12 protein-coding genes are annotated in these 13,575 nt (G+C 69.6%); 8 read left to right on the forward strand and 4 right to left on the reverse strand.

Annotated features, from left to right (window positions below):
- Nucleotides 1-12 precede the first annotated feature (12 nt).
- The 7 genes from phnC (at nucleotide 13) to IE246_RS05745 (ending at nucleotide 6,419) form a co-directional block, all read left to right on the forward strand.
- The gene (gene phnC / locus IE246_RS05715) at nucleotides 13-876 is read left to right on the forward strand and encodes a phosphonate ABC transporter ATP-binding protein (protein WP_189987973.1); all 864 of its coding nucleotides are present in this window, start codon (nucleotides 13-15) and stop codon (nucleotides 874-876) included.
- Entirely contained in the window at nucleotides 873-1,682 is an 810-nt protein-coding gene (gene phnE, locus IE246_RS05720; RefSeq protein ID WP_189987974.1) for a phosphonate ABC transporter, permease protein PhnE, read from the forward strand. The genes phnC and phnE (IE246_RS05720) overlap by 4 nt, the downstream gene beginning before the upstream one ends.
- Nucleotides 1,682-2,497 carry a phosphonate ABC transporter, permease protein PhnE gene (gene phnE / locus IE246_RS05725; protein WP_189987975.1) on the forward strand — a complete coding sequence of 272 codons (816 nt, stop codon included), beginning with the start codon at nucleotides 1,682-1,684 and terminating at the stop codon, nucleotides 2,495-2,497. Before phnE (IE246_RS05720) ends, phnE (IE246_RS05725) begins: the two co-directional genes overlap by 1 nt.
- A gap of 65 nt (nucleotides 2,498-2,562) precedes the next feature.
- Nucleotides 2,563-4,257, forward strand: a complete 1,695-nt coding sequence (locus tag IE246_RS05730; RefSeq protein ID WP_189987976.1) for a Na/Pi cotransporter family protein — start codon at nucleotides 2,563-2,565, stop codon at nucleotides 4,255-4,257.
- Nucleotides 4,257-4,571 carry a phosphoribosyl-ATP diphosphatase gene (gene hisE, locus IE246_RS05735; RefSeq protein WP_189987977.1) on the forward strand — a complete coding sequence of 105 codons (315 nt, stop codon included), beginning with the start codon at nucleotides 4,257-4,259 and terminating at the stop codon, nucleotides 4,569-4,571. Before IE246_RS05730 ends, hisE begins: the two co-directional genes overlap by 1 nt.
- A 12-nt stretch (nucleotides 4,572-4,583) precedes the next feature.
- A complete protein-coding gene (locus IE246_RS05740) occupies nucleotides 4,584-5,360 on the forward strand; it encodes an inositol monophosphatase family protein (RefSeq protein ID WP_189987978.1) in 777 nt (258 codons plus the stop codon).
- 258 nt (nucleotides 5,361-5,618) lie between these two features.
- The gene (locus tag IE246_RS05745; protein ID WP_189987979.1) at nucleotides 5,619-6,419 is read left to right on the forward strand and encodes an IclR family transcriptional regulator; all 801 of its coding nucleotides are present in this window, start codon (nucleotides 5,619-5,621) and stop codon (nucleotides 6,417-6,419) included.
- 156 nt (nucleotides 6,420-6,575) lie between these two features.
- Here the strand turns inward: IE246_RS05745 and IE246_RS05750 are convergent, their stop codons facing one another.
- Genes IE246_RS05750 through hmgA form a run of 3 tightly spaced genes read right to left on the reverse strand, consistent with a single transcriptional unit; the run spans nucleotide 6,576 to nucleotide 10,137 of the window.
- On the reverse strand, nucleotides 6,576-7,526 hold the full coding sequence (locus IE246_RS05750; protein ID WP_189987980.1) for an MBL fold metallo-hydrolase: 951 nt from the start codon (nucleotides 7,524-7,526) through the stop codon (nucleotides 6,576-6,578).
- Nucleotides 7,527-7,552: 26 nt separating this feature from the next.
- Complete coding sequence (gene fahA, locus IE246_RS05755) at nucleotides 7,553-8,788, reverse strand: fumarylacetoacetase (protein WP_189987981.1); 1,236 nt, start codon at nucleotides 8,786-8,788, stop codon at nucleotides 7,553-7,555.
- Nucleotides 8,785-10,137, reverse strand: coding sequence for a homogentisate 1,2-dioxygenase (hmgA, locus tag IE246_RS05760; protein WP_189987982.1), 1,353 nt, complete (start codon nucleotides 10,135-10,137; stop codon nucleotides 8,785-8,787). The genes fahA and hmgA overlap by 4 nt, the downstream gene beginning before the upstream one ends.
- A gap of 194 nt (nucleotides 10,138-10,331) precedes the next feature.
- On the opposite strand from hmgA, the gene IE246_RS05765 reads away from it, so the two are divergent.
- On the forward strand, nucleotides 10,332-12,038 hold the full coding sequence (locus IE246_RS05765; protein ID WP_189987983.1) for an FAD-dependent oxidoreductase: 1,707 nt from the start codon (nucleotides 10,332-10,334) through the stop codon (nucleotides 12,036-12,038).
- A 166-nt stretch (nucleotides 12,039-12,204) separates the two neighbouring features.
- Here the strand turns inward: IE246_RS05765 and IE246_RS05770 are convergent, their stop codons facing one another.
- The gene (locus IE246_RS05770) at nucleotides 12,205-13,338 is read right to left on the reverse strand and encodes a M20 aminoacylase family protein (protein WP_308434476.1); all 1,134 of its coding nucleotides are present in this window, start codon (nucleotides 13,336-13,338) and stop codon (nucleotides 12,205-12,207) included.
- Nucleotides 13,339-13,575 lie beyond the last annotated feature (237 nt).

Here is a 13,575-nt window from a genome sequence, read left to right on the forward strand (position 1 = left end):
AGGACCGCATCGATGCTGCGTCTGCAGAACCTGACCAAGACCTACCGCACCGGCGACCGGGCTCTGAACGGCGTGTCGCTCACCGTCGAGCCGGGCCAGGTCGTCGGGCTGATCGGTCCCTCCGGTGCCGGCAAGTCCACCCTGATCCGCTGTATCAACCGTCTGGTCGAGCCGAGCTCGGGTCAGGTGACGCTCGGGGACACCGCGCTCACCGGGCTCGGGCACGGCTCGCTCCGGCGGGCGCGGCGGCGGATCGGCATGATCTTCCAGGAATACGCCCTGGTGGAACGGCTGACGGTCATGGAGAACGTGCTCTCCGGCCGCCTCGGCTATGTCGGCTTCTGGCGCAGCTTCTTCCGGAAGTTCCCGCCCGACGCCGTCTCCAAGGCCTATGCCCTGCTCGACCGGGTCGGCCTGAGCGACCATGTCGACAAGCGGGCCGACGCCCTGTCCGGTGGCCAGCGCCAGCGCGTCGGCATCGCCCGCGCCCTGGCGCAGGACCCCGACCTGCTGCTGGTCGACGAGCCGACCGCCTCGCTCGATCCCAAGACCTCGCGGCAGATCATGCGGCTGATCGTCGAGATCTGCGACGAGCGCGGCCTGCCGGCCATCATCAACATCCACGACGTCGCCCTGGCCCAGAGCTTCGTGCGCCGGATCATCGGCCTGAAGTCCGGCGAGGTGGTGTTCGACGGCGCCCCGAACGAACTGACCGACGCGGTCCTGACCCGGATCTACGGCGAGGAGGACTGGTCGGCGACGATCCGTCCGGTCGACGAGGAAAGCGACGACCAGGTGGACGACCCGGATGCCGAGGCCGAGCACCACGGCCCGGCCGAGGTACTCGACCGCGAGCGCATGGCGGGACTGTCATGACCGCGGCCGCCGGTACCGCGCGGGCCGTCTGGCGCCGCCCGCCGCTGATCCGCAATCCGCGCCTGCGCTGGGCGATCTACGGCGGCAGCCTGGTCTACCTGGTTCTGGCGTTCGCCTCGGTCGACGTGAACTGGACACGCGTCTACGAGGGGCTGGACCGTGGCCTGCGCTTCGTCGAGGGCTTCCTGGTACCCGACTTCGTCAGCCGCTGGGGCGACATCGCCCAGGGCATGCAGGAGAGCCTGACCATGACCGTCACGGCGACGGTGGTCGGGATCATGGTCTCGGTACCGATCGGCATCGGCGCCGCCCGCAACATCGCCCCGCTGCCGATCTACCTGGCCTGTCGGGGAATCATCGCACTGTCGCGCAGCTTCCAGGAGATCATCATCGCCATCCTGTTCGTGGCGATGTTCGGCTTCGGGCCGTTCGCCGGGTTCCTGACGCTGTCGTTCGCCACCATCGGGTTCCTGGCCAAGCTGCTGGCCGAGGACATCGAGGACATCGACGAGGCCCAGGCCGAGGCGATCCGGTCGACCGGCGCCGGCTGGTGGCAGGTCGTGAACTACGGCATCCAGCCGCAGGTGATGCCGCGGCTGATCGGCCTCAGCCTGTACCGGCTGGACATCAACTTCCGGGAGTCCTCGGTGATCGGCATCGTCGGCGCCGGCGGCATCGGCGCCACCCTGAACACCGCGATGGACCGCTACGAGTACGATTCCGCCGCCGCCATCCTGATCCTGATCATCGTCATCGTGATGCTCGCCGAATACGGCTCCAGCATCATCCGCCAGCGGGTGCAGTGATGGTCGACGCGTCCCGTACCTTCCCGGAAAGCTGGCGCAAGCGCACGACCCGGACCGAGCTGCTGATCTGGGCCGGGTGGTTGGCCCTGGTCGCGCTGTTCGTCTTCTGCTGGCAGGTGATGACCCAGGACACGATCTGGATGTTCGTGGCCGACGCCCCGAGCCAGGCCGCCGACATCGGGTCGCGCATGGTGCCGCCGCGCTGGGCCTACCTGCCGGACCTGATGGCGCCGCTGTGGGACACCATCAACATCGCCACCCTGGGCACCCTGCTGGCCGTGATCATGGCGGTGCCGGTGGCGTTCCTGGCCGCCCGCAACACCACGCCCAGCGTGCGCTTCGTGCGGCCCGTCGCGATGCTGGTGATCGTCGCCAGCCGCTCGATCAACGCCCTGATCTGGGCCCTGCTGCTGGTCGCCATCATCGGCCCCGGCGTGCCGGCCGGCATCGTCGCGATCGCGCTGCGCTCGATCGGCTTCGTCGCCAAGCTGCTGTACGAGGCGATCGAGGAGATCGACGCGCAGCAGGTCGAGGCGGTGACCGCCACCGGTGCCTCCACCGCCCAGGTGATCGACTACGCGATCGTCCCGCAGATCCTGCCGGCCTTCGCCGGGATCTGCGTGTTCCGCTGGGACATCAACATCCGCGAATCGGCGGTTCTCGGCCTCGTCGGCGCCGGCGGCCTCGGGCTGAAACTCCAGGATTCGTTGAATATTCTCGCCTGGCCCCAGGTTACCGTGATCTTCGTGCTTATCCTGTTGACGGTGCTGGTCAGCGAGTGGGTCTCGGCCCGGGTACGTCACGCGATCATCTGAGGGCCTGGGACTGTATCTGGGCCCGGTCCGCACCGGCCTGTCGTTCCGCAGTCGAGGACAACGGATTGGACATCCTGATCAACATCGCCGGCGGTATCGCGCTCCTGCTGTGGGGCGTGCGCATGGTGCGCACCGGTGTGACCCGGGCCTTCGGCTCGGCGATCCGGCGCGGCATCGCGGTGGCGACCCGCCGGCGCCTGACCGCGTTCGGCACCGGCATGGCGGTCACCGGGATCCTGCAGAGCAGCACCGCCACCGCGCTGATCGTCTCGTCCTTCGGCGGCCGCGGCATGATCGCGCTGCCGGCGGCGCTGGCGGTCATGCTCGGGGCCGACGTCGGCAGCACGCTGGTCGTGCAGGTGCTGTCGCTGGACGTGTCCTGGCTGTCGCCGCTGTTCCTGCTGATCGGCGTGGTCGGGTTCCTGACCACCGAGGACAGCCGGCGCAAGAACCTGTCGCGCATCATGATCGGCCTCGGCCTGATGCTGCTGGCGATCCGCCTGATCATGCTGGCCTCGCACCCGCTGCGCGATGCCGAGACCCTGTCCGTGCTGCTGCACCCGCTGACCAACGAGCCGCTGCTGGCGATCCTGGTGGCGGCGGTGCTGACCTGGCTCGCGCATTCCAGCCTGACCGTCGTGGTGCTCGTGATGTCGCTGGCGTCGCTGCAGGTGATCAGCCTGCAGCTGGCGCTGACGCTGGTCCTCGGCGCCAATGTCGGCGGCGCCGTCACGCCGCTGATGATGACCCTGGGCCAGCCGCCGAGCGCACGCCGGGTGCCGCTGGGCAACCTGCTGATGCGGGCGGCCGGGGCCGCCGGATGCATCTGGGCGATCCCGTACCTGCCGCCCTACCTCGCCACAGTGTCCTTCGACACCGCGCACCAGGTCGCGAACTTCCACACCGCCTTCAACCTGGCACTCGCGCTCGTGTTCCTGCCGCTGGTCGGCCCGGTGGCGGCCCTGGTCATGCGTATCCTGCCGGAGCGCGAAGTGGTCGACGACGACAAGCAGCCCCGCTACCTGGAGCAGTCGGCGCTGGACTCGCCGGCGGTGGCGCTGACCTGCGCCAGCCGCGAGACCCTGCGGATGGGCGACGTGGTGTCGGAGATGCTGGGCCGCACCATGGAGGTGTTCCGGCGCGACGATGCCGGCATGGTCAAGGAGGTGGAGCGGTCGGACGACGTGGTCGACGGCCTGCACGAGGCGATCAAGATCTACCTGACCCGGCTCGCCCGCAACGAGCTGGACCCGACCGAGAGCCGCCGGACCGTCGAGATCCTGAGCTTCACCACCAACCTGGAGCACGTCGGCGACATCATCGACAAGAACCTGATGGAACTCGCGGCCAAGAAGATCAAGACCCACTCCTCGTTCTCGAAGGAGGGCCTGGCCGAGATCGAGACCATGCACGCCCAGGTCGTCGGCAACCTGCAACTGGCCTTGAACGTCTTCATGTCGGGAGACATCAAGCTGGCGCGCAAGCTCCTGGAGCAGAAGGTGATGATCCGCGAGATGGAGCAGCGCTACTCGGAGGCGCACTACGCGCGGATCGGTGCCGGCCGGCCGGAATCGGTCGACAGCAGCTCGCTGCATCTCGACGTGCTGCGCGACCTGAAGCGGATCAACAGCCACGTCACCTCGGTCGCCTATCCGATCCTGGAGGACGCCGGCGAGATCGTGTCCAGCCGCCTGCGCTCTCCGAAGCCGGCGGCCGGCCACAGCGAACGTGCCACGCCGGCGACCGAGGCGGACGCCTGATGACGCATCCGATCGACCGGCTCTACCACGGCGTCCACATGGCCCGGGCGGAGTCGCCGCCGGAGAGCCGGACCGCCCAGCTGCTGCGCGACGGCAATCCCAAGATCGCCAAGAAGGTGGTCGAGGAAGCCGCCGAGGTGGCGCTCGACGCCGCGGTGTCGGATCGCGACGGGGTGATCCGTGAATCCGCCGACCTGCTGTACAACCTGATGGTGCTGTGGGTCTGGATGGGCATCACGCCATCGGAGGTCTGGGCCGAGATGGAGCATCGCGAGAAGACCTTCGGCCTGGCCGGCAAGCTGCCCAAATCCTGACGGAGACGGTTCATGGACGACGATCGGCTCGATGCGCGCCTCGCGGTCGCGCGCGCGGCGGCCGAGGCCGGCGGCGCGCTGGCCCGGGAGTATTTCGAACGGCGGGCCGAGCTGGCGGTCGAGACCAAGGGCCCGCACGACCTGGTGAGCGTCGCCGACCGCGCGGTCGAGACCGAGATCCGCAGGGTGATCGCCGGGACGTTCCCCGACGACCCGCTGGTCGGCGAGGAGCACGGCGGCGACGCCGCCGACACCGGCTGGGTGGTCGACCCGATCGACGGCACCCAGAACTTCCTGCGCGGGATCCCGCATTTCGTGGTGTCGATCGCCTACCGCCGGGCCGGACGGACCGAGGTCGGGGTGATCCACGACCCGAACACCGGCGACATCCACGCCGCACGCCGCGGCCGCGGCGCCACCCGCAACGGCACGCCGATCCGGGTCAGCGGTATCGGCGCCCTGGACCGGGCGGTGCTCGGCGTCGGGCATTCGCCGCGGCACCCGGCCGCGCAGTACAACGCCACGGTCGCGGCGGTGGTGTCGGCCGGCTCCCAGACCCGCAACTACTGCTGTGCCGCCCTGCAACTCGCCTATGTGGCGGACGGCCGGCTCGACGCGACCTGGGACCCGTACCTGCTGGACTGGGACGTGGCCGCCGGGATCCTGCTGGTCGAAGAGGCCGGCGGCAGCGCGGTGCCGTTCGTGCCGGGCCGGCTCGGCCCGTCGGCCGACCGCCTGCTGGCCGGCAACGCCGGCCTGGTCGACGCGCTCAGGCCTCTGCTGCCGTAGGAAGACTCCGGATCAGACGACCTCGTGGACCTCGACTGGGAACGTCGAGATCTCCGAGATGAACTCGCTGGCACGGGTCATCGCCGTCCGTCCGGCATCAGCAGCGAGCGCGGCCCCGGAAGCTTCGCGGCGAGCAGGCCGTGGGTCTCGCGCCAGTGCCGCCGGAGCGCATAATTCGCTATTTTCAAATTGATTTGATTAAAACGAACTGTTCGCCGATAATCCCGGAGCGCCACCGCCGAGCGAAGGGAACTGCCGATGGCCGGCGATCAGAGAGGCATTCAGTCGGTCGAGGTCGGCGGTCAGTTGCTGCGGGCGCTGGCCGAGGCCGACGGGCCGATGATGCTGCGCGACCTCGCCAGGAGCGCCGACATGTCGGCCGCCAGGGCTCATCCGTATCTCGTCAGCTTCATGCGGATCGGCATGGTCGACCAGGACAAGGCGACCGGCCGCTACGAGCTCGGCCCGCTGGCCCTGCAGATCGGGCTCGCCAGCATGCGGCGCCTGCAGCCGGTTCGGGTCGCCGAGGGCATCGTCAGCGGCCTTGTCGACACGATCGGGCAGACCGTCGCGCTCGCCGTCTGGGGCAATCACGGGCCGACCGTCGTGCGCATCGAGGAGGGCGTCAGCGCCATTCACGTCAACATGCGGGTCGGCAGCGTCATGTCGCTGCTCGGTACCGCCACCGGCCGGGTGTTCGCCGCCTTCCTGCCGCCGAAGATGATCGAGGGGTTCCTGGACTCCGACGTCGGCCGGGCCAGCGTCGGCGACGAGCAGGCCCGAAGGATGAGCCGGCCACAGGTCGAGGCGGCGGTCGCCGAGGTCCGGCAGCGCGGCCTCGCCCGCGCCGTCGACCGCCCGATCCCCGGTGTCAACGCGCTGTGCGCACCGGTGTTCGACCAGACCGGCTCGATCGTGCTGGCACTCACCGCCATCGGGCCTTCCGGGGTGTTCGACGCCGACTGGGACGGCCCGATCGCAAAGGAACTGCGCGCCTGCGCGGGGACGGTGTCGGCGCGGCTGGGATATCTGCCCGCGGCAGGGCGGCAGGCGGGCTGAGCGCCCGTCGCTCCGTGTCCCGGAGCCGCCCGCTGGCGCGGACTCTCCGGGATGACGAAGCAATGGGACGCTCTACTCTCTCCGTCATGCCGGAGAGCCCCGGACTTGATCCGGGGCGGCTCCGGAACCCACCCGCCGCCGCTCGATCGGCCCCGGTCAGCCCTGCAGGGCTTCCCACATCTCGAGGTCGCGCTGGGCGGTCCAGATCCGCGGGGTGTCGATGCCGCGGGCCTCGTCGTAGGCGCGCGCCACGTTGAACGGCAGGCAGTGCTCGTAGATCGCGTAGTCCTTGAACTTGGCGTCGCAGGCGTCGCGCACCGCGTCCCAGGCGTCCTTCAGGCTGCCGCCGCGCGCCGCCACCTGCTGGGCCGGCTTGTAGGTGCTCTGGACGAAGTCGCGGGTCGCCTCGAGCGCGGCGTCCACCATGTCGACCCCGACCAGGGCGTCGCCGCGGCCCGGCGCGATCGACTTCGGGTCGTAGGCCTTCACCGCGTCGAGGGTGGCGCCCCAGTCCTCGAAATGGCCGTCGCCGCAATAGCAGGCGGAGTGGTACTCGACGATGTCGCCGGTGAACATCACCTGCTCGTCCGGCACCCAGATGACCGCGTCGCCGGCGGTGTGGGCGCGGCCGATCTGCTTGATCTCGACCTTGCGCTTGCCGAGGTAGACGGTCATCGAGTCCGAGAAGGTGGTGGTCGGCCAGGTCAGGCCGGGAATGCTCTCGTGGCCCTCGAACAGCCGCGGGAAGCGCTGGAACTCGCTGTCCCAGTCCTCCTGGCCGCGTTCGACGACCATGGCCCGGGCCTTGTCGGACATGATGACCTGCTGGGCGCCGAAGGCGCTGGCCCCGAGCACGCGGACCGCGTGGTAGTGGGTCAGCACCACGTGGGTGATCGGCTTGTCGGTCACCTCCCGGACCTTCTCGATCACCTTGTTGGCGAGGCGCGGCGTGGCCTGGGCCTCGACGATCATCACGCTGTCGTCGCCGATGATGACGCCGGAGTTCGGATCGCCCTCGGCGGTGAAGGCCCAGAGGCCCTTGCCGACCTCGGTGAAGCTGATCTTCTTCTCCGACAGGTCGCCCTGCGAAGCGAATGCCTTGGCCATGATGGTGTCTCCCGTCTCTCGGATCGTTATTTCGCCCAGTCGGGCAGAGCGACCGGCGGCAGCACCTGGCCGCTGCAGGCGCCGAAGCCGATGCGGAAGCCGTCGCCATGGGCGGCCCCGCGAAGGGTCAGGGTGTCGCCGTCCTCGATGAACCGGCGCTGGCCGCCGCCGGCCAGCTCGACCGGCTCCTTGCCGCCCCAGCTCAGCTCGAGCAGCGAGCCGCGGTTCTCCCGGTCCGGCCCGGAGATGGTCCCGGAGCCGAGCAGGTCGCCGACCCGCATCGGGCAGCCCGAGGTGGTGTGGTGGGCGAGCTGCTGGGCCGCCGAGTAGTACATCTCGCGGTAGTTGGTGCGGGCGATCACCGTCTCGGCCGCGCCGTCCGGCGCCAGCGCCACCTCCAGGTCGATGTCGTACAGCCCGGGGACCCGTGCCTGCAGGTACGGCAGCAGCGGCCGCTCCGGCTCCGGGGTCGGCACCCGGAACGGCTCCAGCGCCGCCTTGGTGACGATCCACGGGCTGATGGTGGTTGCGGTCGCCTTGGCCTGGAACGGGCCGAGCGGCTGGTACTCCCAGGCCTGGATGTCGCGGGCCGACCAGTCGTTCAGCAGCACGTAGCCGAAGATCATGCCCTCGGCCTCGGCGACCGACACCATGCCCTCGGACGGCTGCCCGACGATCGCGCCCATCTCCAGCTCGATGTCGAACCGCGCCGACGGCGCGAACCGCGGCAGCGCGTCGTCCGGCCCCTTCACCTGGCCCCATGGCCGGCGCACCGGCGTGCCGGACACCACCACCGAGGAGGCCCGGCCGTTGTAGCCGATCGGGATCGACAGCCAGTTCGGCGGCAGCGCGTTCTCCGGGCCGCGGAACATGGTGCCGACATTGGTCGCGTGGTGCTTGCCGGCGTAGAAGTCGGTGTACTCCGACACCCGGAACGGCATCAGCATCCTTGCCGACGCCATCGCCACCAGGTGCGGCTCGACGGCGGCGCGGTGCGCCTCGTCCGACAGCAGCTCGGTCAGCCGCGCGCGCAGCGCCGACCACACCGCCGGGCCGGCCGCCATCACCGCGTTCCAAGCCGGCTCGCCGAACAGCACCGGATCGACGCCATGGTCGACCCTGGCCACGTCGAGGATCCGGTCGCCGATGGCGACGCCGCAACGCGCGCCCCTGCCGTCGTCGAACACCCCGTAGGGCAGGTTGCGGATCGGGAAGTCGGTGTCGCCGTTGGCCGCTTCCAGCCAGCTTCGTGTCGTGGTCATTTCACCCCCGGTGTGCCGTCGAACTTCTTCTCGAGATCCGCCCAGCAGTCGATGTAGTCGTCCTGCAGCGGCGCCTCCTTGGCGGCGAACGCCGTCAGGTGCTGCGGGAACCGGGTCTCGAACATGAAGCTCATGGTGTTGTCCAGCTTGTGCGGCTTCAGGTCGGCGTTCGAGGCCTTCTCGAAGGCCTCGCGGTCCGGCCCGTGCGGCAGCATCATGTTGTGCAGGCTCATGCCGCCCGGCACGAAGCCCTGCGGCTTGGCGTCGTACTCGCCGTAGATGTTGCCCATCAGCTCCGACATCACGTTCTTGTGGTACCAGGGCGGGCGGAAGGTGTTCTCCATCACCATCCAGCGCTCCCGGAACAGCACGAAGTCGATGTTGGCGGTGCCCGGCACGCCGGACGGCGCGGTCAGCACCGTGAAGATCGACGGGTCCGGATGGTCGAACAGGATCGCGCCGATCGGGCAGTAGTTCTTCAGGTCGTACTTGCAGGGCGCGTAGTTGCCGTGCCACGCCACCACGTCGAGCGGGCTGTGGCCGATCCCGGTGCGGTGGAACTGGCCGCACCACTTCACGGTGACGGTCGACGCCACCTCGCGGTCCTCGAACGCCGCCACCGGGGTCTTGAAGTCGCGCCGGTTGGCCATGCAGTTGGCGCCGATCGGGCCGCGGCCCGGCAGCTCGAACTTCTGGCCGTAGTTCTCGCACACGAAGCCGCGCGCCGGACCTTCCAGGACCTCGACCCGGTAGACCAGGCCGCGCGGGATCAGCGCGATCTCCTGCGGTTCCAGGTCGATGACGCCGAGCTCGGTGCAGAACCGCAGCTTGCCCTCCTGCGGCACCACCAGCAGCTCGCTGTCGGCCGAGTAGAAGTACTCGTCGACCATCGAGGCGGACACCAGATAGATGTGGCTGGCCATGCCGACCTGGGTGTTGACGTCGCCGGCGGTGGTCATGGTCCGCATGCCGGTCAGCCAGGTCAGTTCCTCGCCGGCGTGCGGCACCGGGTCCCAGCGGTACTGGCCGAGCGAGATCACGTCGGGATCGATGTCCGGGGCCGATCGCCAGTACGGCAGGTCGATCTTGGTGAAGCGGTGGGTGTGCTTCACCGACGGCCGGATCCGGTAGCACCAGGTCCGCTCGTTCTGGTGGCTCGGCGCGGTGAAGGCAGTGCCCGAGAGCTGCTCGCCATAGAGTCCGTAGTTGCACTTCTGCGGGCTGTTCATGCCCTGCGGCAGGGCGCCCGGCAGGGCCTCGGTCTCGAAGTCGTTGCCGAACCCCGACATGTAGCCGGCGGGGGCCGCGGACCGTTCCGGCGGTCCGATCGGTGTCTCCAGTGCGCTCATGGGATTCGTCCCTTCCCTGTGAACCTTGCGCTCGGACGGTCGGCAGCACCCACCCGACACGTCTCTCCTGCCGCGGAGGGTCGGATATCGCTTGCCAGCAGTCCAGGTATTAGCTAATAGCAAAGCCGTTCGCAATAGACGAAATCGCGAAGGCAGCGACCAGACCGCCCGAACGACGACCGGAGGAACGACGGATGGCCCAGGAAACCTACGATTGCGACGTGCTGGTGGTCGGCTCCGGCGCCGGCGGGCTCGCCTCCGCGGTGGCCGCCGCCCATCGCGGCCTGAAGACGCTGGTGGTGGAGAAGGAGCCGGTGTTCGGCGGCACCACGGCGCGCTCCGGCGGCTGGATGTGGGTTCCGGGCAACGCGCCGGCCAGGCGCGCCGGCATCGAGGACAGTGCCGAGAAGGCCAAGACCTACCTGCGACACGAGACCGGCGAGCGTTTCGACGAGGCCCGGGTCGACGCGTTCCTGGAGGCCGGGCCCAAGGCGGTCGACTTCTTCGAGCAGAGCACCAGCCTGCAGTTCGACCTCGGCCCGACCTTCGCCGACTATCACCCGAAGGCCCCCGGCGGCATGGACGCCGGCCGCTCGATCGTCGCCCGGCCGTTCGACGGCCGCGAGCTCGGCGGCGAGATCAAGCGGCTGCGCCCGCCGCTCGCGGAGATCACCTTCCTCGGCATGATGATCGGCTCCGGCAAGGAGCTGCTGCACTTCTTCAACGTGACGCGCTCGCCGGTCTCCGCGTTCTACGTGGCCAAGCTGTTCGTCAAGTTCCTGCGCGACATGGCGTTCCACGGCCGTCCGATGCGGCTGATGAACGGCAACGCGCTGATCGGCCGGCTGGCCAAGTCGTGCTTCGACAAGGGCGTGCCGATCTGGACGCGCGCGCCGGTCCGCCAGCTGATCCGGAACGATGCAGGCGCGGTCACCGGCGCGCTGGTCGACACGGCGAAGGGCACGGTCGAGGTCCGGGCCGCCAAGGGCGTGGTGCTGGCCGCCGGCGGCTTCCCGCAGGACCCGGTCCGGCGCAAGGCGATGTTCGGCCACGCCGAGAGCGGCTACGAGCACGCCTCGCCGGCGCCTCCGGGCAATACCGGCGACGGGCTGCGGCTGGGCGAGGCCGTGGGAGCCAGCGTGGAGACCGAGTTGCCGAACGCCGCGGCCTGGGTGCCGATCTCGCGGCCGCCGCGCAAGGACGGCACGCTCGGCACCTTCCCGCATTTCGTCGACCGCTCGAAGCCCGGCGTGATCGCGGTCACCCGCTCGGGCCGCCGGTTCTGCAACGAGGCCGACAGCTATCACGATTTCGGCCAGTCGCTGACGAAGCGGATCGCCGAGGAGGGCGGCGAGATCTGCGCGTTCTTCGTCTGCGACCACCGGGTGCTGCGCAAGTACGGCCTCGGCCACGTCAAGCCGGCCCCGGTGCCGTTCGGCCACCATCTTCGCTCCGGCTACCTGTTCCGCGGCGACACGCCGGAAGCCCTGGCCCGGGAGATCGGTGCCGATCCGGCGCAGTTCGCCGAGACCATCCGCAAGTACAACGAGCACGCCCGCACCGGCGAGGATCCGGAGTTCGGCCGCGGCACGACCTCCTACAACCGGTCGCTCGGCGATCCCGAGCACAAGCCGAACCCGTGCGTGGCGCCGCTGGAGACCGGCCCGTTCTACGCGGTCAAAGTGGTCATGGGCGACCTCGGGACGTTCGCCGGCCTGCGCTGCAACCAGAACGCCCAGGTCCTGGGCGACGGCGGCCGGCCGATTCCGGGCCTCTACGCGGCCGGCAACGACGCCGCCAGCATCATGGGCGGGAACTATCCGGGCGGCGGGATCACGCTCGGCCCGGCGATCACCTTCGGCTACATCGCCGCCCGCCACATGTCGGGGGCGAACGCGTAAGGCGTCGACGGGTCCCGGATCGGCCGCATACGCGTCCGTCCGGGATGAGGCATCGGGGAACACCGCTCAATTGCCTCATCCCGGCCGAAGCCCGGACCTGGTCCGGGCGCAGAGCCGGGCCTCAGCGTCCAGAGAGCGACGGACTTCCGCCCCCTACTTCCGCCCCCTACCCCCGCGGCATCTGGGTCTCGACCAGCTTCGCCCAGAAGCTGGCGCCGACCGGCAGGACCTCGTCGTTGAAGTCGTACATCGGGTGGTGCAGGCCGTAATCCTTGCCGGGGGCGCCGCCGCCCAGCCACAGGAACGCCCCGGGCCGTTCGGCCAGCATGAACGCGAAGTCCTCGCTGGCCATGATCGGCGTGGTGTCGCGCTCGACCTTCTCGGCCCCGACCACCTGCTCGGCGACGTCGCCGACGATGCCGGCGGTCTCCTCCGGGTTGATCACCGGCGAGTAGCCGCGGCGGTATTCGACCTCGACCTCGCAGCCGAACGCCGTGCCGACGCCTTCGCACAGCGCCCGGATGCGCTGCTCGACGAGGCTGCGCACGTCCTCGTCGAAGGTGCGGATCGACAGCTTCAGCTCGGCGGTGTGCGGGATGACGTTGTTGGCGGTGCCGGCGTGGAACTGCGCCACCGTGACGACGGCCGACTTCAGCGGGTCGACGTTGCGGCTGACCACCGTCTGGATGCCCTGGTAGAGCTGCACGCCGACCGCGATCGGGTCGATGCCGTCGTGCGGGCGGGCGGCGTGGGCGCCCTTGCCCTTGACGGTCAGGAACGCCTGGTCGGCGCCGGCCATCAGCGGCCCCGGCCGCACGCCGATGGTGCCGGCCGGCATGTGCGGAGCGTTGTGGATGCCCCACACGGTGTCGCACGGGAACCGGTCGAACAGGCCTTCCTCGATCATGATGCGGGCGCCGGCGCCGCCCTCCTCGGCCGGCTGGAAGATGAAGTTCACGGTGCCGTCGAAGTTCCTGGTCTCGGCCAGGTAGCGGGCCGCCCCCAGCAGCATGGTGGTGTGGCCGTCGTGGCCGCAGGCATGCATGCGTCCCGGGTTCTGCGACCGATAGGGCGGATTGCCCTCCTCATCCATCGGCAGCGCGTCCATGTCGGCGCGCAGGCCGATCGCGCGGCCGCTGGAACCGGTGCCGCGCAGCACGCCGACGACGCCGGTGCCGGCGATCCCGGTGTGCACCTCGATGCCCCAGGACTGCAGCATCTCGGCGACCCTGGCGGCGGTCCGATGCTCCTCGAACTTGATCTCCGGGTGGGCGTGGAAATCGCGTCGCCACTCGGTCATGTCGTCATGAAATTCCGCAATGCGGTTGTTCACGGGCATCGGTCGACTCCGAAACGGGACGGCGGGGCCGGCAAGGGGAACGCGGAAGGGAACCGCGGGCTCGGTCCGCCATGATGAGGTTGCCCCGATCATAGGCCGCAACCGGGGCGGTCAGGCAACCGGGAAAGCGGGCGCCGACGGGCGTGCCCTTGACAGGCTGCTCCATTGTTCTCATTGTTAGTGAATATTCACTTACTA

Origin of the sequence: Thalassobaculum fulvum (assembly GCF_014652915.1) — a bacterium.
Lineage (GTDB): Bacteria > Pseudomonadota > Alphaproteobacteria > Thalassobaculales > Thalassobaculaceae > Thalassobaculum_A > Thalassobaculum_A fulvum.

Excerpts from the sequence above, each read along its gene's own strand:
- phnC (WP_189987973.1), top strand. The coding sequence starts at position 13 with ATGCTGCGTCTGCAGAACCTGACCAAGACCTACCGCACCGGCGACCGG.
- phnE (WP_189987974.1), top strand. The coding sequence starts at position 873 with ATGACCGCGGCCGCCGGTACCGCGCGGGCCGTCTGGCGCCGCCCGCCG.
- phnE (WP_189987975.1), top strand. The coding sequence starts at position 1,682 with ATGGTCGACGCGTCCCGTACCTTCCCGGAAAGCTGGCGCAAGCGCACG.
- hisE (WP_189987977.1), top strand. The coding sequence starts at position 4,257 with ATGACGCATCCGATCGACCGGCTCTACCACGGCGTCCACATGGCCCGG.
- IE246_RS05740 (WP_189987978.1), top strand. The coding sequence starts at position 4,584 with ATGGACGACGATCGGCTCGATGCGCGCCTCGCGGTCGCGCGCGCGGCG.
- IE246_RS05745 (WP_189987979.1), top strand. The coding sequence starts at position 5,619 with ATGGCCGGCGATCAGAGAGGCATTCAGTCGGTCGAGGTCGGCGGTCAG.
- IE246_RS05750 (WP_189987980.1), bottom strand. The coding sequence starts at position 7,526 with ATGGCCAAGGCATTCGCTTCGCAGGGCGACCTGTCGGAGAAGAAGATC.
- fahA (WP_189987981.1), bottom strand. The coding sequence starts at position 8,788 with ATGACCACGACACGAAGCTGGCTGGAAGCGGCCAACGGCGACACCGAC.
- hmgA (WP_189987982.1), bottom strand. The coding sequence starts at position 10,137 with ATGAGCGCACTGGAGACACCGATCGGACCGCCGGAACGGTCCGCGGCC.
- IE246_RS05765 (WP_189987983.1), top strand. The coding sequence starts at position 10,332 with ATGGCCCAGGAAACCTACGATTGCGACGTGCTGGTGGTCGGCTCCGGC.
- IE246_RS05770 (WP_308434476.1), bottom strand. The coding sequence starts at position 13,338 with ATGACCGAGTGGCGACGCGATTTCCACGCCCACCCGGAGATCAAGTTC.